This is a genomic window from Flavihumibacter fluminis, assembly GCF_021491375.1.
Classification (GTDB): Bacteria; Bacteroidota; Bacteroidia; order Chitinophagales; family Chitinophagaceae; genus Flavihumibacter; species Flavihumibacter fluminis.
This window is the reverse complement of the sequence record NZ_JAKEVY010000002.1, coordinates 199,808-216,228: the sequence shown is the minus strand read 5'-3', so window position 1 is coordinate 216,228 and position 16,421 is coordinate 199,808. Positions and strand designations below refer to the sequence as shown.

16 protein-coding genes and 1 tRNA gene are annotated in these 16,421 nt (G+C 45.8%); 4 read left to right on the top strand and 13 right to left on the bottom strand.

Annotated features, from left to right (window positions below):
* Nucleotides 1-183: 183 nt before the first annotated feature.
* From L0U88_RS07120 to tgt, 7 genes are all read right to left on the bottom strand, one after another.
* Entirely contained in the window at nucleotides 184-990 is an 807-nt protein-coding gene (locus L0U88_RS07120; RefSeq protein ID WP_234865030.1) for a hypothetical protein, read from the bottom strand.
* 166 nt (nucleotides 991-1,156) lie between these two features.
* Entirely contained in the window at nucleotides 1,157-1,360 is a 204-nt protein-coding gene (locus L0U88_RS07115; protein WP_234865028.1) for a hypothetical protein, read from the bottom strand.
* A 132-nt stretch (nucleotides 1,361-1,492) separates the two neighbouring features.
* Nucleotides 1,493-1,566 (bottom strand) — tRNA-Ala (locus tag L0U88_RS07110).
* A 143-nt stretch (nucleotides 1,567-1,709) separates the two neighbouring features.
* Nucleotides 1,710-2,237: a YceI family protein gene (locus tag L0U88_RS07105; RefSeq protein ID WP_234865026.1), complete on the bottom strand. Its 528-nt coding sequence runs from the start codon at nucleotides 2,235-2,237 to the stop codon at nucleotides 1,710-1,712.
* 240 nt (nucleotides 2,238-2,477) lie between these two features.
* Complete coding sequence (locus tag L0U88_RS07100) at nucleotides 2,478-3,803, bottom strand: citrate (Si)-synthase, eukaryotic (protein ID WP_234865024.1); 1,326 nt, start codon at nucleotides 3,801-3,803, stop codon at nucleotides 2,478-2,480.
* Between the two features lie 103 nt (nucleotides 3,804-3,906).
* Nucleotides 3,907-4,998, bottom strand: a complete 1,092-nt coding sequence (locus L0U88_RS07095) for an LptF/LptG family permease (RefSeq protein WP_234865022.1) — start codon at nucleotides 4,996-4,998, stop codon at nucleotides 3,907-3,909.
* A 49-nt stretch (nucleotides 4,999-5,047) separates the two neighbouring features.
* Nucleotides 5,048-6,187: a tRNA guanosine(34) transglycosylase Tgt gene (gene tgt / locus L0U88_RS07090; RefSeq protein ID WP_234865019.1), complete on the bottom strand. Its 1,140-nt coding sequence runs from the start codon at nucleotides 6,185-6,187 to the stop codon at nucleotides 5,048-5,050.
* 69 nt (nucleotides 6,188-6,256) lie between these two features.
* Between tgt and L0U88_RS07085 the strand changes: the two genes are divergently transcribed.
* Genes L0U88_RS07085 through L0U88_RS07075 form a run of 3 tightly spaced genes read left to right on the top strand, consistent with a single transcriptional unit; the run spans nucleotide 6,257 to nucleotide 8,720 of the window.
* The gene (locus tag L0U88_RS07085) at nucleotides 6,257-7,390 is read left to right on the top strand and encodes a glycosyltransferase (protein WP_234865017.1); all 1,134 of its coding nucleotides are present in this window, start codon (nucleotides 6,257-6,259) and stop codon (nucleotides 7,388-7,390) included.
* The gene (gene rsmG / locus L0U88_RS07080; protein WP_234865015.1) at nucleotides 7,360-8,010 is read left to right on the top strand and encodes a 16S rRNA (guanine(527)-N(7))-methyltransferase RsmG; all 651 of its coding nucleotides are present in this window, start codon (nucleotides 7,360-7,362) and stop codon (nucleotides 8,008-8,010) included. The genes L0U88_RS07085 and rsmG overlap by 31 nt, the downstream gene beginning before the upstream one ends.
* 59 nt (nucleotides 8,011-8,069) lie before the next feature.
* A complete protein-coding gene (locus L0U88_RS07075; protein ID WP_234865013.1) occupies nucleotides 8,070-8,720 on the top strand; it encodes a response regulator in 651 nt (216 codons plus the stop codon).
* Nucleotides 8,721-8,919: 199 nt separating this feature from the next.
* Here L0U88_RS07075 and L0U88_RS07070 read toward each other — a convergent pair whose 3' ends face one another.
* The 6 genes from L0U88_RS07070 to L0U88_RS07045 all read right to left on the bottom strand — a co-directional run bounded on the left by L0U88_RS07070 (nucleotide 8,920) and on the right by L0U88_RS07045 (nucleotide 14,431).
* A complete protein-coding gene (locus L0U88_RS07070) occupies nucleotides 8,920-10,854 on the bottom strand; it encodes a M1 family metallopeptidase (protein ID WP_234865011.1) in 1,935 nt (644 codons plus the stop codon).
* A 73-nt stretch (nucleotides 10,855-10,927) separates the two neighbouring features.
* Nucleotides 10,928-11,377 (bottom strand): PepSY-like domain-containing protein, encoded by a 450-nt coding sequence (locus L0U88_RS07065; protein ID WP_234865009.1) that lies wholly within the window; start codon nucleotides 11,375-11,377, stop codon nucleotides 10,928-10,930.
* Between the two features lie 60 nt (nucleotides 11,378-11,437).
* On the bottom strand, nucleotides 11,438-12,106 hold the full coding sequence (rsmI, locus tag L0U88_RS07060; protein WP_234865007.1) for a 16S rRNA (cytidine(1402)-2'-O)-methyltransferase: 669 nt from the start codon (nucleotides 12,104-12,106) through the stop codon (nucleotides 11,438-11,440).
* Nucleotides 12,106-12,351, bottom strand: coding sequence for a phosphoribosylformylglycinamidine synthase subunit PurS (gene purS / locus L0U88_RS07055; protein ID WP_234865005.1), 246 nt, complete (start codon nucleotides 12,349-12,351; stop codon nucleotides 12,106-12,108). The genes rsmI and purS overlap by 1 nt, the downstream gene beginning before the upstream one ends.
* Complete coding sequence (locus L0U88_RS07050) at nucleotides 12,348-13,112, bottom strand: CDP-alcohol phosphatidyltransferase family protein (RefSeq protein ID WP_234865003.1); 765 nt, start codon at nucleotides 13,110-13,112, stop codon at nucleotides 12,348-12,350. Before L0U88_RS07050 ends, purS begins: the two co-directional genes overlap by 4 nt.
* Before the next feature lie 26 nt (nucleotides 13,113-13,138).
* Nucleotides 13,139-14,431: an aminopeptidase P N-terminal domain-containing protein gene (locus L0U88_RS07045; protein ID WP_234865001.1), complete on the bottom strand. Its 1,293-nt coding sequence runs from the start codon at nucleotides 14,429-14,431 to the stop codon at nucleotides 13,139-13,141.
* Nucleotides 14,432-14,716: 285 nt separating this feature from the next.
* On the opposite strand from L0U88_RS07045, the gene pckA reads away from it, so the two are divergent.
* Complete coding sequence (pckA, locus tag L0U88_RS07040; protein ID WP_234864998.1) at nucleotides 14,717-16,327, top strand: phosphoenolpyruvate carboxykinase (ATP); 1,611 nt, start codon at nucleotides 14,717-14,719, stop codon at nucleotides 16,325-16,327.
* Nucleotides 16,328-16,421 lie beyond the last annotated feature (94 nt).

The following is a 16,421-nucleotide window of genomic DNA, read 5'->3' as shown; positions in this document are numbered from 1 at the left end:
AAGCAATCAATAATATGTCCCGGTTAGTGGACCAGCAACACCCGGGAGGAGTTACCCTTAGCAATCCAGCAGAGGGCTCCTGTAAATTATAGCTTTCTAAACCTATACCGTATCGTTTGATAAAATCGAATTAAAATAAAGCAAAATAGGAGGTATGTCCACTGGCGGGGGGGTATAAAATATCTAGTATTGACTTATATAGTAAAATACATTTTGTTTTTCAAAGGCAGTCAATTTTACTCCCAAGTCTGTTTGCATCATACTATCCAAAAACAGTTCAAAGCGGGAATCTCCTGTTTTGATTACTTTTTCAAATTCATCCTGATAAATCATTTTAAATCCTGGATACATATGGAAATAAGAATTATAAATATAATCTCCCGCTCTATTTTTCAATTTAGGATCCTGGTATTCCTGATCCATCCAAAAACGTTCCTGCCGTCCACCAATATTCTCTTCTACACTTAACAACTTGTTAGTTTCAGAAGAATAATAGTAGCAAATGCTATCTGACTTCGATAAACGCTCAACAACCACATAATTTAGATCCTCGTAAATTATAGAACCTGAACGATTCAAAGAATGAATAGCTTGTACTACCTCATCACCAAGGAAAAATGAAAATCCGGTAGCACAATTATTAGATTCAGTTAAAACACATTTTTGCACTGGAAATATGCCGATACCTGAAATCAGGACCGCATCTTTCGCATTTGTATCAAGCGCATAAGATTGTAGAGAAAAGATAAAAATCACCCATGAAAGTAATAAGCATAACCAGCCTGATTTACTGCTACGCATACATACTATACTAAATATAGGTAGCAGTGCTAATGAAAATACAAAAAGATAATGATGCCTGATTAAGATTACATTTACAGTTGCACTTTGGCCGGATAATAAAAATTTTACAAAATCCTCACTCAATAAGCTTAATGAGGCGATTAAACAAATAAGAAGAATCAAAATAAACTTCAGAAATTTCGGCATAGGCGATTCATTTCACAATAGCATAAACAATTTCCGAATCACTTATTTAAAGAGATCTTCTATTAAAGCCTCCCTACTCATATCGAAATGTGTTGTAATATTAGCCAATATAGCTGATAAAGTTCCGATCTTAATAGGGTTATGATGAGGAATTCTCAATGAATTTTCATGCAGCAATAACTTCTTCACGAACTATATGTAGGCGAAGAATTCTTTTTTTTGAATCATCGAAATGACAATGTACTGCATCAATTATGGATGCCTTCAACAATTCAAGGGTATCACCCTGGGTATAAATGGACACACCGACTCCTTTGGCGGTATAGCCACCTTCAGGACTTTCTTCCACCATAAAAATCAATTCTTCCATTCAACTTAGGTTTGAATCAAATTTAACTCTATTCATAAGTTTATCCAAATGCGGGAAAAAAGATTAAGAATTTGATTATGATCAATCTGATCTAAATAAAAAAAAGCCCTGCAAAAACAGGGCTTTTTTTTGTGGAGAATACCGGAGTCGAACCGGTGACCTCTTGCATGCCATGCAAGCGCTCTAGCCAGCTGAGCTAATTCCCCTCGTGATAAGAACTTCCCTTTGCGGGAGTGCAAATATAGAGTGCCCGCTAACATTCAGCAAAAAAATCTGGGAGGGTGCAGGCAAATAAAAAACCGACCCGGAATTGATTCCGGATCGGTCCTGTATATAGGGAGCCTTAACCTTATTTCTGCTTGATCAGCTCTACGTTTACAGCCAGTTTCACGTCATCAGATACCACAACCCCACCCGCTTCGGTTACGGCGCTCCAGGTGAGTCCGAAATCCTGGCGGTTGATCTTGCCAGTCAGTTCAAAACCAGCAACAGTATTACCATAAAAATCATTCTGAATACCACCGAACTCTGCTTTCAGGGTAACCGGTTTGGTCGTGCCGCGAATGGTCAGATCTCCGGTCAGTTCATAATCTGATCCTGAAACCTGCTTCAGAGAAGTTGACTTGAAGCTCAGCTCCGGATGACCAGCCGCATCAAAGAAATCGGCTGATTTCAGGTGACCATCCCGCTGCTCATTACCTGTTGAAATACTGTCGATTTTGGCTGAAAAGCGCACCTGCGCATCACTGAAATCATCTTTCTCAGCTTCTACAGTAGCATCAAACTCATTGAACTTTCCAGATACGGTGGAGATTACCAGGTGTTTCACCTTAAAAGTGATCTCAGAGTGACTTGCGTCAATTTTCCATGTTGCCATGATATTAATTTGTTTAGTTGTTTACGAATAATAATTAATTAGAATACAAAGTTAATGTTACAACATTAATCAACCAAACAAAAAATCCGGATTACTCCGGATTTTGCTATTCTTTCACTTTTTTCGTGTTTTGGTACTTTTAGTGTCTGAATTGGGTTGAGATTCAGCTTTTGATATTCCTTGTTTCACCATCCCTACCTTTCACCCTCTTTCACTTTTCACCTTTCACCTTTCACTTCCTCAGTCTCCCCAAACCTGGTCCTCACCCTTCAGCCATCTCTTCACCAGCTCCGTTGTAATCGACTTCGGACGCTCCAGCGGGAAGCCTAAGAGGCGATCCCAGATCAGGCTGGCCATTACGCCCAAGGCGCGGCTCACACCAAACATCACGGTATAGAACTCGTATTCTTTCAGTCCATAGTGCACCAGCAGGGCACCGGAATGCGCATCCACATTGGGCCAGGGGTTTTTCACCTTACCCAGGGACTGCAAAATCGGGGGAACTGTTTCGTAAATATTCCAGACCGTCTGACAGAGAGCATCATCCGGCATGTGTTTTTTTCCAAATTCCATCTGCGCTTCAAAACGGGGATCGGTTTTCCGCAGTACCGCATGGCCATAACCAGGTACTACTTTTCCGGAGGACAGGGTATCCTGTACATACTGGGCAATCTGCTCCTTAGACGGACGATCAGTACCCAGGGATTCCTGCATTTCAAAAATCCACTTGATCACTTCCTGGTTCGCCAGTCCGTGTAATGGGCCTGCAAGTCCGTTCATACCCGCCGCAAAACTCAGGTAAGGATCACTGAGGGCAGATCCAACCAGGTGCGTAGTATGGGCAGATACGTTGCCGCCTTCATGGTCGGCATGAATGGTCATGTAAAGCCGCATCAGCTCTTTGAAACCCTCATCCTGATAGCCCAGCATGTGCGCGAAATTGCCCGACCAGTCGAGCAGTCCGTTTGGTTGGATATGTTCATTGTTCTTATACTTACGGCGATACACATAGGCAGCAATGCGGGGTAGCCTGGCAATCAGGTCCATGGCATCGTCGAATGTATGTTCCCAATAATCTTTTTTATTCATGCCTTTGGAATACTCCTTGGCAAAATTACTTTCTGTTTGCAGGGCCATCACCCCAACCACAAACATGGTCATCGGGTGGGTGCTCAGCGGGAGGGCATCAATCGTATTGAATACATGGGTAGGAACATGGGAACGACGCTGCCATTTGGCAGTCATTTCATTCATATCCTCTTCGGTAGGCAATTCATTGAAAAGCATCAGGTAAAACAAGCCTTCAGGCAGAGGTTCACTGCCGCCCTTGGCCTTGGGCAGTTTGGCCTGCAATTCCGGAATGGAATAACCCCGGAAGCGAATGCCTTCCTGTGAATCCAGCAAAGAGGTTTCTGTTACCAGGCCGGTGATACCACGCATACCCTGGTAAACCTGCGATAAGCTTACTTCTCCAATTACTTTATTTCCGTGTTCTTTCAGCAAGGATTTGACCTCAGCTGCCGCCGCGTCTCCCTTTTCTTTTAGTTTTTCTTTATAGCTTCCCATGAAGGAGATTTATAACCGTTAAAATTAGCTATTGTCGATGGTACAACAAATAAATAATGAACAGAGTTGTGTTAGAATCCGATTAAAAAGCGGTAAATAACAATTACTTAGGAGCTTTTCGATAGAGGTAGAAGGCCACGAAGAGGAAGAGCAGGTTGGGCAGCCAGGCAGCCAGAATGGGATGAAAATTCCCTTTGGTGGAAAACACTGTAGAGAATTTATCCATGATCACAAATGTGGCAGCCGATACGATTCCGAAAGCCAATTGCAGTCCGGATCCTCCCCTGGTTTTCCGGGCGGCTACAAATACCCCCATGAGGGTAAGGATAATTACAGACACCGGTGTGGCGAGTCGCCGCCAGAACTCTACTTTGTAGGTATTCAATCCCTCCGTACCGCGGGTTTGTTCGCGCTGGATGAATTCATACAATTCAAAAGAATTGAGTTTGTCTTTCAGGTATTCATCGCGCCGTAACTCATCCGGACGCATGTTCAGATCTACTTCCATATAAGGATGTTTCTGAACCGTTTCCTTCAGTCCATCGATCTTACGCTCAAATACATTTTCCGCCCGCCATTTTCTGGTGGCCGTATCCCAGCGAACATAATCTGACCGGATATTATATACCACCTGGTTGCCTTTGATTTTTTCCAGGAAAAAATTACTGGCGGATTTATTCAGGGTATCGTAATACTTCATGCCCACGAAAGTCACAGAGTCAGATCGGAAATAGAAATCTCTGCTTCCACCGGCACCAGAAGAATAGGTACTGTTCTTGTCAATATAGGTCAGCTTGAACCGGCTGTAGATTTCATTCGCGCGGGGAATCACCAGCGCATTGACCCAGAGCATAATGCCCCCCAATAAAAAAGCCCCAATCAGATAGGGTCGTAAAAATCTGCTGTAAGGAATACCCGTTGCCAGGATCGCCACGGTTTCTGAACGTGCCGCCATTTTGGAGGTAAAAAAAATCACCGCGATGAATACAATCAGGGGAAAGATCATCGAGATAATAAAAGGTACAAATCCGAAATAATACTGGGTTACAATGCCCATAAAGGGCAGTCCGGATTTCACAAAATCATCGGTCTTTTCACTGGTATCAATCACCACCGCAATAACCGTAATGGTGAGGATGGCGAACAGGAAGGTCACCATGAATTTTTTGAATATATACCAGTCGAGGATCTTCATGCCATGCCGATAAAAGCGCTCAAATCTAGTTGAAAATTGGTTAAGGGGATCACAACCTGGTTTTGAGTACCGGGATCATTTCATTCTTCCAGCTATTGAAATCACCGGCCAGTATATGCGCTCTTGCCTGTTTCACCAGCCAGAGATAAAAATTGAGGTTATGGACACTCGCAACTGTAAGCGCCAGGATCTCCTTCGCCTTCACCAGGTGGCGCATATAGGCTTTGGTATAATATTCACTGAAGGGGGAGCCGATGCCATCATCCAGCGGACTGAAATCTTTCTCCCATTTTTTATTGTCGATATTGATCACGCCCTTACTGGTGAACAGCATGGCATTGCGGCCATTGCGGGTAGGCATCACACAATCAAACATATCGATGCCCAGGGAAATATTCTCCAGGATATTCCAGGGTGTACCTACGCCCATCAGGTAACGGGGTTTATCCGCCGGCAGTATCTCACAACAATGCGCGGCGTGTTCGTACATCATTTCTTCCGGCTCCCCTACTGATAATCCGCCAATCGCATTGCCCACCGCCCCTTTGGAAGCCACATACTCACAGGAGGCCCGGCGCAAATCGGTATAGGTGCTGCCCTGCACAATCGGGAACAGGTTCTGGGTATGTCCATATTTATCGGGTGTTTCCGCCAGGCGTTTGAAACAGCGATCCAGCCAGCGATGGGTCAGGTCCATGGATTTTTTCGCATAGGCATAGTCGCTCGGATAAGGCGGACATTCATCAAAGGCCATAATAATATCGGCCCCGATTACGCGCTGGATATCCATCACCGACTCCGGCGTAAACAGATGGCGGCTGCCATCAATGTGACTTTGAAATAGGGCTCCTTCTTCTGTCAGCTTACGTTTACCCGCCAGTGAAAACACCTGGTACCCCCCACTATCGGTAAGGATCGGGCGATCCCAGCCCATGAATTTGTGCAAGCCCCCTGCTGCTTCCAGCACTTCCAGCCCGGGCCGCAGGTACAGGTGATAAGTATTCCCCAGAATGATCTGGGCATTGACATCTTCTTTCAACTGCTGCTGGCTCACGGCCTTCACGCTGCCCACCGTACCAACAGGCATGAATATGGGCGTTTCGATAGTGCCATGATCGGTTCTAAGGGTTCCCGCTCGGGCCTTAGAAGCCGCATCTTTTCCACAGAGTTCAAATGATAGTACTGCCATAAGGGGAGCAAAGGTAATTAATCTTAAATTCGCCGCCGGCATCTTAACCCAGACCAACCGTGGACGTTTATGGATTTTCAGCAGCTCAATCTTAATTGGGGTATGATCAGTCTTGTGCTGTTCAGCCTGGTCAGTTTACTACAACTACTCTATTACTGGGGCATATTCAGTCGCCTTGCGTTTTTCAAACCCAAAGAAAAAGAGCAATCCCAAACCCATCCGGTATCGGTGATCATCTGCGCGCGCGATGAAGCCGGTAACCTGGCGCGCAACCTGCCCGGTGTGCTGTTTCAACAATATCCGTCGAGCCATGAACTGATTGTGGTAAATCACAACAGCCAGGATGATACCCGCTATTTGCTGGAAGAATTCAAGAAGACCTTCAAAGGCCTGCAGATTGTGAACCTGGAGCATGAGGCCAAGGGCATACCCGGAAAAAAATATCCGCTCTCCATCGGTATCAAAGAAGCAGATCATGAAATCCTGTTACTGACCGATGCAGATTGTGTACCTGCCTCCGAGCACTGGTTGTATAAAATGCAGAATGCCTATGAACCGGGCATAGATGTGGTATTGGGATATGGTGCCTATAATAAAAAACCCGGCTTATTAAATAAACTGATCCGCTTTGAAACCTATCATACCGCGCTGCAGTATTTATCATACGCCCTGGCAGGAGTTCCGTATATGGGCGTAGGAAGAAATCTATCCTATAAGCGCGAATTATTTATCAATAACAAAGGGTTCTCTTCCATTAATCATTTGCCTGGCGGCGATGACGACCTCTTCATCAATAAAGTGGCTCATAAAGGCAACACTACGGTGGTGCTGGACCCTGAAGCTTTTACGTTATCGGAGGCGAAGAAATCCTTTGGCGACTGGTTCCGGCAGAAGCAACGGCATTATTCTACCGGTAAATTTTATAAAGGGAAAATCAAATTTTTACTCGGAACCTATTCACTGAGTTTGTTTTTATACTATCCTCTGTTTATAGCAGCATTACTCTTCGCTGACTGGAGAATAGTACTCGGAATTTTTGGGTTGCGGTTTATCTCGCAGGGGATCATTCAATACAAGACCATGCAAAAGCTGGGAGAGAAAGATCTCTTTGGCTGGTGGTGGTTACTGGATATCTGGATGTTCCTGTATTATTGCATCTTTGCACCAGCAATATGGAAAAAAGCCCGTCCAAACTGGACCTGATAACTGAATTCTTTGCAGATTTCACCCCGCGGCAACTGGAACAACTGGCTGCGCTGGATGAACTGTACCGCGATTGGAACAGCAAGATCAATGTGATATCAAGAAAGGACATTGATCACCTGTATGAGAATCATGTGCTGCATTCCCTGGCAATTGCTGCGGCTTTTGAATTTCCTTCAGGTGCCAAAGTGCTGGATATTGGCACTGGTGGTGGTTTTCCTGGCATTCCTCTCGCCATCTATTTTCCGGAGGTGGAATTTCTGTTGGCAGACAGCATCAATAAAAAACTGACTGTGGTGAAGGAAGTGGCCGCCGCAATAGGCCTGACCAATGTAACCACCCGCCATACCAGGGTCGAAGATATCAAGGATCGTAAATTTGATTATGTGGTTTCCAGGGCGGTAGCTCCTTTAAAAGACTTATGGCAATGGGCCAAACCGGTGCTGAATAAACGTCCGTCTGAGGGAAATTTTCCTGCCAGCGGGCTGATCTGTTTAAAAGGAGGTGACCTGGGACAGGAGATATCTGAATCCCGCCTGCGGCCCCGGGTGATGGAAATCTATGAGCTGTTTCCACTTGACTACTACCGGGAAAAATACCTTTTGTACGTTCACCGATAAATTGTATACTACCACAAAGTAGTATTGAATAGGAGCGAAATTTCCTAGACCTTTGACCGATGGCAATTACTGTTTGTATTGTGGATGATACCAATGACATCCGGCATGCATTGGAAGAAATTGTGCGGCTATCTGACGAATATGAATTGTTAGGCAGTTTTGCAAGTGGGGAATCCGCATTGGAGAAAATCCCCATCCTGAAACCCAATGTGGTGTTGATGGATATCAACCTGGGAGGAATCAGTGGCATTGAGTGTGTGCGGCAATTAAAGCCATCCAACCCCGATGTACTCTTCATGATGTGTACGGTGTATGAGGAGGATGAAAAAATCTTCGAAGCCCTGAGTGCCGGGGCAAATGGATACATTCTGAAAAAGACCTCTCCTATTAAATTGCTGGAATCCATCCGAGAACTCAGTGAAGGCGGTGCTCCCATGAGTAGCCAGATCGCCCGGAAAGTTGTTACTGCTTTTCAGAACCGGGGACCAGTCCAGGAAAACCTGGTGGGAGGCAATGATGCCAAATTGGGAGTATTATCAAACAGAGAAAAAGAAATCCTTGAATTGCTGGCAAAAGGCCTGCTGTATAAAGAAATTTCCGCGCAACTCTTTATCAGTCAGGAGACTGTGCGTAAACACGTGTATCATATTTACGAAAAACTGCATGTTAACAACCGGGTAGAAGCAGTCAATAAGTTCTTCGGGAGGTAGGCAAAATACCCAGTTTGTGGTATAGGACAGGAATTAGGTTAGTCTATTTTTGTTCTTCGAGAAGGGATGCCTCAAATAACGTTAATCATTAGCCTTACCTTACCTCCTCAACCACTCGAAACACCTTATGCTGTCCACAATAATTAAAGCCGTCGCAGTGCAACGGCTTTAATAAAGGGACTTTTCTTTTTTGGTGTATTTACCAGTTCAATTCCAATTTATTATCTCTCGGGTTCACATCCGCCATACGTCCGGATGGATCAATTTCAACGGATTTAATATCCTGCAGTTTTCTGTTGGTACTGATCTGGAAAGTAGGATGTGTCCATTTCCAGGCATCATACACTTTGCGGGTGATGGAAGGATCTTCCACTGGTTTGGCACCAAACATCAGGTACATAGGTACATAGTGTAATTCTTTGGTGCCATCGCGGAACGTGATCACCACATCAATTGGCATTGGCATTTTACCTGTTCTCTTCAGGCGGATATTGGTAGTACCTGCCTGCTCAAACAAACTGTCGATGCCATAATCAATCGTTTTGGTGGTGTTCACCCAGTATTCCTGGTACCAGTCGAGTTCAATACCTGATCTTTTCTCTGCCACCCGAATGAAATCATGCACATTGGGATGTTTGAATTTCCACTGGTTATAATAATCCAGCAGGATCTGATCGCGCACTGCTGCGCCAACTATATAACCCAGTTGCTCCAGGAATACTTCGCCTTTGGAATAAGACGCAATACTGTACGCAAAATTGGTTTCGAAATGATCAGAGTGCGTAGTCATGGGTTCTTCGAGACCACTTTTCACCAGGGCAAAATAGCTTTGATAAGAGCCGGCATGCGGACTTTCTTTCATAGCAGGATCCACAATCGAACGCTTGGGGCCTGTGCTTACACCTGCAGAAGTGATGGCTGCTTTGTCTTTATCCAGGGTCTGGTAATATTCAGTCACCAGGCTTTCACCAAAGGAGGTGAACCCTTCATCCATCCAGGCGTACTTGCTTTCATTGGTGCCGAGGATCATCTGGTACCAGCTGTGCATCCATTCGTGGAAGGCAGTACCGAGGCTTGGTCCGGCCAGGAGCGTGGACATGGGATATTCCATACCACCATCACCCCCATGGATAAACGAATATTGCTTATAAGGATACTTTCCGAATTTGCTTTCAATGAAAGGCAGTACAGCTACAGCAGCATCCGCCACTTTGGTCCAGGCTGCATCATTGGCTGCATCATTCGGTTTGTCATTATATAATACGTGAATAGTTGGACCATTCGGAACCTGGCGAACTACATGTTTGTATTCCGGGTCAGCTGCCCACATGAAATCGTGCACATTGGGAGCAGTGAAATGCCAGGTGAGTTTAGGTGTGTTGGGCACAACAGGTTTGGTGCCCGGAGCCTCGTATCCATATCCGATTGCCTGTGCATTTTGCAGGTAACCGGTACCGCCGAGGATATAGTTACGATCGATGCTGATCTTCACATCAAAATCACCCCAAACGCCATAGAATTCTCGGGCGATATATGGGTTGGGATGCCATCCTTCATAATCGTACTCTGCCAGTTTGGGATACCACTGCGACATGGAATACCGTACACCGGTGTTGGGGTTGTCTCTGCCAGCGCGACGAACCTGCAGGGGAACCTGGGCTTCGAAATCCATATTCAAAACCACTTTGGTTTTGGGCAGGATGGGTTTGGTGAGAGTCACTTCCAGGATGGTTTCCTGCTCTTTAAAAGGCTGGTCAACACCATTCATTTTAAGAGATTTCACCCGCTGGTAACCAATTTCATCTGGTTTCAGGTTGGCAATTCGATCGCGTACCCGGGGATCCCAGTCGGCGCGGTTTCCAATTCTGTTTTTACCCAGCTCCTGGCTTCTCACATCCATCATACTGTTTGGCTGAAAAGCATTCCAGTATAGATGGTAGTAAATCTTTTTGAGGGTGTCAGGAGAATTGTTGGTGTAGGTCAAAACCTGCTTGCCGGTGAAGCGGTTGGTCTTGACATCCATATCGATGGTCATTTTGTAGTCGGCCTCCTGTTGCCAGCGACTATGCTGGGCCGTTAGAGAGGAGTTGACTACCACTAAACAGATAAGTAACCAGGACAAATGTTTTTTCATATGCGCGTGTTGATAAGCTGAAACGGTAAATTTCAGAAAAAATGCCAAGACTTAAGCGGGAGCTTTGGAAATCTTAGAGAGTGAGTTTATCGCGCACCAGTCTGCCTTCTTTGGAGAAGGTCAGGTCGCGTTTATTCAAATCCGATTTGCTTACCAGCAGGCGGTACTCGGTTTTATCGCCGGGCTGGATGAGCTCAAAGTAGCCAACAATATCCCAGTCGGCATATTTGCTTTTATCAAGTCCCTCCATTACATCCTCCGGCAGCTCTTCCTGGGTGATTTCCTTTTGGGAACCGGTCCAGGTGCCATCGTTTTTAAAATAGGCTTCGTATTTATCGCCACCTAGCTGGAAGTATACTACAAAGTGGGAGAGTTTATCTTTCCATTCCACACTTTCCGCGTTCCGGTATTTGTATTTAAACGCATCCGTAACTACGGCAGGAATTTTACGGATCTGGGCATTTAAGGGCTGAGTGATCGCAATTCCGGTCAGAACAAGTAATCCAAACAGTACAGATCTCATATTGACGTTCATTGATAATATACAAATATCCTTAACCACATGATAAGGAAATCCTAAAAATCAGGCAGTTGTACCTTCAACTACCAGTACAATCTCCCCTTTTACCGGCTTGGTACCGAAATACTGTGCCAGTTCTGCAAGGCTGCCACGTTTTGTTTCTTCGAAGAGTTTGGTTAACTCCCTGGATACAGCAGCCTGACGATCAGGCCCCATATAGGTTTGCAGTTCTTCCAGGGTTTTCACCAGGCGCATGGGAGATTCATAAAAAACCATGGTGCGCTCTTCCGTGGCCAGTTTTTTGAGCAGGGTTTGTCTTCCTTTTTTAAGGGGAAGAAAACCTTCAAAGCAAAAGCGATTGATTGGCAGCCCACTGTTCACAAGGGCAGGCACAAAGGCAGTGGCGCCCGGGAGGGTTTCGACCTTCACATTGTTGCGGATGCATTCGCGCACCAGCAGGAAGGCCGGATCTGAGATGCCGGGAGTACCAGCATCTGTGAGCACAGCCATATTTTTTCCAGCCACCAGTTGATCCACGAGGTGTTGCAACACTTTGTGTTCATTGTGCTGGTGATAGGGAGTCAGCGGTTTTTGAATCTGAAAATGATTCAGCAGGCGGGCGCTGTTTCGGGTATCTTCTGCGAGGATAACATCCACCTCTTTCAGCACATCCAGTGCGCGGAGGGTGATATCCTGCAAATTGCCGATTGGCGATGGAACCAGATAAAGCATTACTGCACGCTTATCTCGAATTGCTCCATAACAGGGTTAGCCAATAATTTTTTAGCTGCCTGCTCAGCGATGGCGCGGGCTTCATCTGCAGAATTGGCTTCCACCTGGAGACTGATATTTTTTCCAATGCGTACATCCTGGATAGCGTTGAGGCCCAGATTTCCCAATCCGCCCATAACGGCTTTACCCTGGGGATCCAGCAACTCTTTCAAAGGCATTACTTTAACCTGAACTGCGAAAGTCATTCTGTTTTGTTTTTAAAGGCCAAAGATACAATAATATAAACGAGGAACACGACCGGCATGGCAGCCCATTTCAATAAGAGTGCTGCAAGAATGGCAACGATAATCACCAGGTATTTGGGCATGTTCTCTTTGAATCCAAAACTTTTGAATTTAAATGCCATAATGGGCAGCGTGCTAACCATCAGGTAGCTCACCAGGAAGATGATGGCATAGAGCACCCATTTATTCAGGAGGAGGTTACCAGCCCAGGCACTGCTATCATACCAGTATAAAAGGGGGAAGGATGCGATCAGTAATCCAACTGCGGGAACCGGAACACCTTTGAAACCGTAGGATTGTGTGGTATCGATGTTGAATCTGGCGAGGCGATAAGCTGCAGCGCAGGGCACGAGCACGGCTGGCAGGGTCCACCAGATAGAAGCATCTAAACCATTTACCTCTTTTGCCAGGCTGAGGCGAAGGAATTGATAGAGAATCAATCCGGGTGCAACACCGAAGCTTACTACATCAGCCAATGAGTCGAGTTGTTTGCCCATTTCAGAACTGGCTTTCAGCAAGCGGGCTACAAAGCCATCGAGAAAATCCACTACCGCAGCAATTGCGATAAAGAGAGAAGCCAGGTAGATTTTCTCCGGCATATCGAGCAGGTATTCACCAGCCGGACCATTCGCGATGATGATACCATTTTGCAGGATGGTAATAATAGCCAGGAATCCGAATACCAGGTTGAGCAGGGTAAAGAGGTTGGGAATTTGTTTCATGTTATCGGTTAGCGGTGGGCGTTAGTTTATTTGGATTTCATCAAACGTTCGATATCATCAGCAGTGATGGGGATATTGGCCATAAGGTCTTTATTCCCGGTGCGGGTGATCCAGAAATTATTTTCAATGCGTATTCCCATTTTTTCTTCTTCAATATAGATGCCGGGTTCAATGGTAAATACCATCCCTGCTTTAATAGGTTCAGTGCGGGTTCCGAGATCATGCACATCAAGACCAAGGTGATGAGAAATACCATGGTACAGGTATTTTCTGTACGCGCGGTTTTCAGGGTCTTCGTTTTTGACATCTTCTTTTTTCAGCAGGCCGATCTTGATGAATTGTTTGGTGGCTTCCTCTCCTACTTTATCGGTATACTGTAAAACAGTGATACCGGGCTTGAGAATGGACTTGGCATAGTTGTGCAAATGCAGACAGGCATTATACACTTCTTTCTGACGTTTGGTGAATTTACCATTCACAGGAATGGTGCGTGTAAGGTCTGCATTGTATCCACCATATTCAGCACCGAAATCCATCAGCAGGAGTTCACCGTCGAGGCATTCGCGGCTATTCTCTACATAGTGGAGGGTGCGGGCACGATCTCCACTTGCAATGATGCTGCCATAAGCCGGACCAACAGATCGGTTGCGCAGGAATTCATGGTAGATCTCTGCTTCGATTTCATATTCCATCACACCGGGCTTCACGAATCCGAGCAGGCGGCGGAAGGTTTTTTCGGTGATGTCGATTGCCTGTTGAATGACTGCAATTTCCTGGGGAGTTTTAATCGCCCTGAGTTCTTTCATGATGCGCGCCGAACGCTTGTAGTTGTGCAAGGGATAGCGACGCTTCATCTCTTCTGCATACCGATAATCACGAACCGGCACCAGGTTGGCCTTGCGATCATTTTCATTGGTGTTCAGGTAGATGGTATCAGCCAGGTGTATCATGGGTTGCAGCACCGCATCCAGGCTATCCAGCCAGATAATGCTTTTAATGCCGGAGATGGCAGTGGCCTCCTGTTTGCGCAGGCGGTGACCATCCCATTTTTCTTTCAATTCATTCGGACGAACCAGTACCAGTACCTCGCGCATAGCAGGGTCTGGGTGGAAAGGCGCCAGGAGCAGCATGGTATCTTCCTGCTGGATGCCGGTCAGCCAGTATAGGTCGGAGTTTTGCTTGAAGGGGTACAGGGCATCTCCATTCGTTGGCAGCTCATCATTGCTGTTGAAGATGGCAATGGACATGGGGTCCATAGCTTTGACAAAGCGTTTGCGGTTCTGTATAAAGATGTTGGAATCTAATGGGAGGTGTTTCATGTACTTAATTTTCAGGGCTCTAAAAATAAGCCTGATTTTATTTATGGGTCCAAAATTCTGCTTTTCTGTTAAAGATGGGGAGTTGTTCAGAATTTGTAAAATATAGGTAATCTCTAATACTAACAGTCGTTAGTTTGAATAAATCAACATTTAAACGTTTTTGTTTTTGATAATATTTAATGGAGGAGCCCTTTCATTAAACAAAACTATATGCGTACAACTGACACATTGTTATGCGAACTAAGGGTCAACTCTTAGATTTGTCCGCAGAAACGCTTGCTACATATGTCAGTACCTACCATCTTTTTCCCTGGTGATCAGCTGATTTCAATGGGACTCAAACTCAGCGACCAGGTGCATTACCAATCCGAGCCCGAAGAATTAGTTGAAGATACCCTGCGATTAGACCAGGGAATATTAAACGATACCGGTGCACTGGTGATTGAGACCGGGGAGTTTACAGGTCGTAGTCCAAAAGATAAATTCATTGTGCAGGATGAGATCAGTGAAGGAGCCGTTCACTGGAATGAGTTCAACCTGCCCATACATGAGGAATACTTTTTTGCAGTCAAAAAGCAGATCACGGATTATCTGAGTGAGCGTCCGGAGATCTGGGTAAGAGATGCATTTGCCTGTGCGGATCCGCGCTACCGCATGGCGATCCGGGTGGTGAATGAACATCCGGCGATCAATTTGTTTGCCTACAATATGTTCATTCGCCCCACTGAGGAAGAGCTGGAGAACTTTGAACCGGAATGGACGATTTTATCAGCTCCGGGACTGAAGCTGGATCCGGTTGTTTCCGGCACCCGTCAGCACAATGCTGCCATCATCTCCTTTAAGTACAAGACCGTTTTGATTGCTGGAACCGGCTATACCGGCGAAACCAAAAAAGGCATTTTCACGGTGCTGAATTTTATCCTGCCAAAAGACCATAATGTGCTGAGCATGCATTGCTCTGCGAATATGGGAGAGCAGGGCGATACTGCGTTGTTCTTTGGACTGAGTGGAACAGGAAAAACCACCCTGAGTGCAGATCCTGCCCGCCGGTTGATTGGTGATGATGAACATGGCTGGAGTGATACCACCATCTTCAATTTTGAGGGAGGCTGTTATGCCAAATGTATCAACCTGAGTGAGGAGAAAGAACCCCAGATATTCAGTGCTATCCGTCCGGGTGCACTGGTAGAAAATACCCGTTTTTATCCTGGTACCCGCACCATCAATTTTGATGATGGATCGATCACTGAAAACACCCGTGTTTCCTATCCGCTGGATTATATCAGCAATGCGCTGGAGCCATCTGTTGGTCCGGCTCCAAAGAATATTTTCTTTTTGACCTGTGATGCTTATGGGGTATTGCCTCCTATATCGCGACTGAGTCCGGAGCAGGCCATGTACCAGTTTATTTCTGGTTATACTGCCAAGGTAGCCGGAACAGAAGCAGGCGTAACAGAACCTAAAGCTACTTTCAGTGCCTGCTTTGGAGCCCCCTTTATTCCGCTGCACCCTGCCTTATATGCAGAGATGCTGGGAGAAAAGTTGCGGTCCGGAGAAGTGAATGTGTGGATGGTGAATACAGGCTGGACAGGTGGTCCGTATGGAATAGGCAACCGCATCAAGCTGGGTTATACCCGGGCGATGATTTCAGCTGCTTTAGATGGCAGCCTGGATGCTGTGGAAACAGTAGTGCATCCGGTATTTGGTATGAAGATGCCGGTTCGTTGTGCAGGAGTACCTTCCGAGCTGCTGGATCCCCGCAAGACCTGGGCTGATCCTGCTGCTTATGATGAAAAGGCAGAGGAACTGGCGAAACGATTTATCAACAACTTTAAAAAATACGAAGCAGGTACACCGGCCTCCATCCTGGCAGCCGGACCCAAACTGCGCTTCTAACAATTTTCGGTCTCAACGTTGCTTGCAGTCCGCCCTGGTCCCAGGGCGGTTTTTTTTAGATTTAACGCTTTGCTAGAAGCTAAGAGCTTTCAAA

Bases quoted from the DNA above. Each gene is read 5' to 3' on its own strand.
- L0U88_RS07120 (WP_234865030.1), bottom strand. From the start codon at position 990: ATGCCGAAATTTCTGAAGTTTATTTTGATTCTTCTTATTTGTTTAATC.
- L0U88_RS07115 (WP_234865028.1), bottom strand. From the start codon at position 1,360: ATGGAAGAATTGATTTTTATGGTGGAAGAAAGTCCTGAAGGTGGCTAT.
- L0U88_RS07105 (WP_234865026.1), bottom strand. From the start codon at position 2,237: ATGGCAACATGGAAAATTGACGCAAGTCACTCTGAGATCACTTTTAAG.
- L0U88_RS07100 (WP_234865024.1), bottom strand. From the start codon at position 3,803: ATGGGAAGCTATAAAGAAAAACTAAAAGAAAAGGGAGACGCGGCGGCA.
- L0U88_RS07095 (WP_234865022.1), bottom strand. From the start codon at position 4,998: ATGAAGATCCTCGACTGGTATATATTCAAAAAATTCATGGTGACCTTC.
- tgt (WP_234865019.1), bottom strand. From the start codon at position 6,187: ATGGCAGTACTATCATTTGAACTCTGTGGAAAAGATGCGGCTTCTAAG.
- L0U88_RS07085 (WP_234865017.1), top strand. From the start codon at position 6,257: ATGGATTTTCAGCAGCTCAATCTTAATTGGGGTATGATCAGTCTTGTG.
- rsmG (WP_234865015.1), top strand. From the start codon at position 7,360: ATGGAAAAAAGCCCGTCCAAACTGGACCTGATAACTGAATTCTTTGCA.
- L0U88_RS07075 (WP_234865013.1), top strand. From the start codon at position 8,070: ATGGCAATTACTGTTTGTATTGTGGATGATACCAATGACATCCGGCAT.
- L0U88_RS07070 (WP_234865011.1), bottom strand. From the start codon at position 10,854: ATGAAAAAACATTTGTCCTGGTTACTTATCTGTTTAGTGGTAGTCAAC.
- L0U88_RS07065 (WP_234865009.1), bottom strand. From the start codon at position 11,377: ATGAGATCTGTACTGTTTGGATTACTTGTTCTGACCGGAATTGCGATC.
- rsmI (WP_234865007.1), bottom strand. From the start codon at position 12,106: ATGCTTTATCTGGTTCCATCGCCAATCGGCAATTTGCAGGATATCACC.
- purS (WP_234865005.1), bottom strand. From the start codon at position 12,351: ATGACTTTCGCAGTTCAGGTTAAAGTAATGCCTTTGAAAGAGTTGCTG.
- L0U88_RS07050 (WP_234865003.1), bottom strand. From the start codon at position 13,112: ATGAAACAAATTCCCAACCTCTTTACCCTGCTCAACCTGGTATTCGGA.
- L0U88_RS07045 (WP_234865001.1), bottom strand. From the start codon at position 14,431: ATGAAACACCTCCCATTAGATTCCAACATCTTTATACAGAACCGCAAA.
- pckA (WP_234864998.1), top strand. From the start codon at position 14,717: ATGTCAGTACCTACCATCTTTTTCCCTGGTGATCAGCTGATTTCAATG.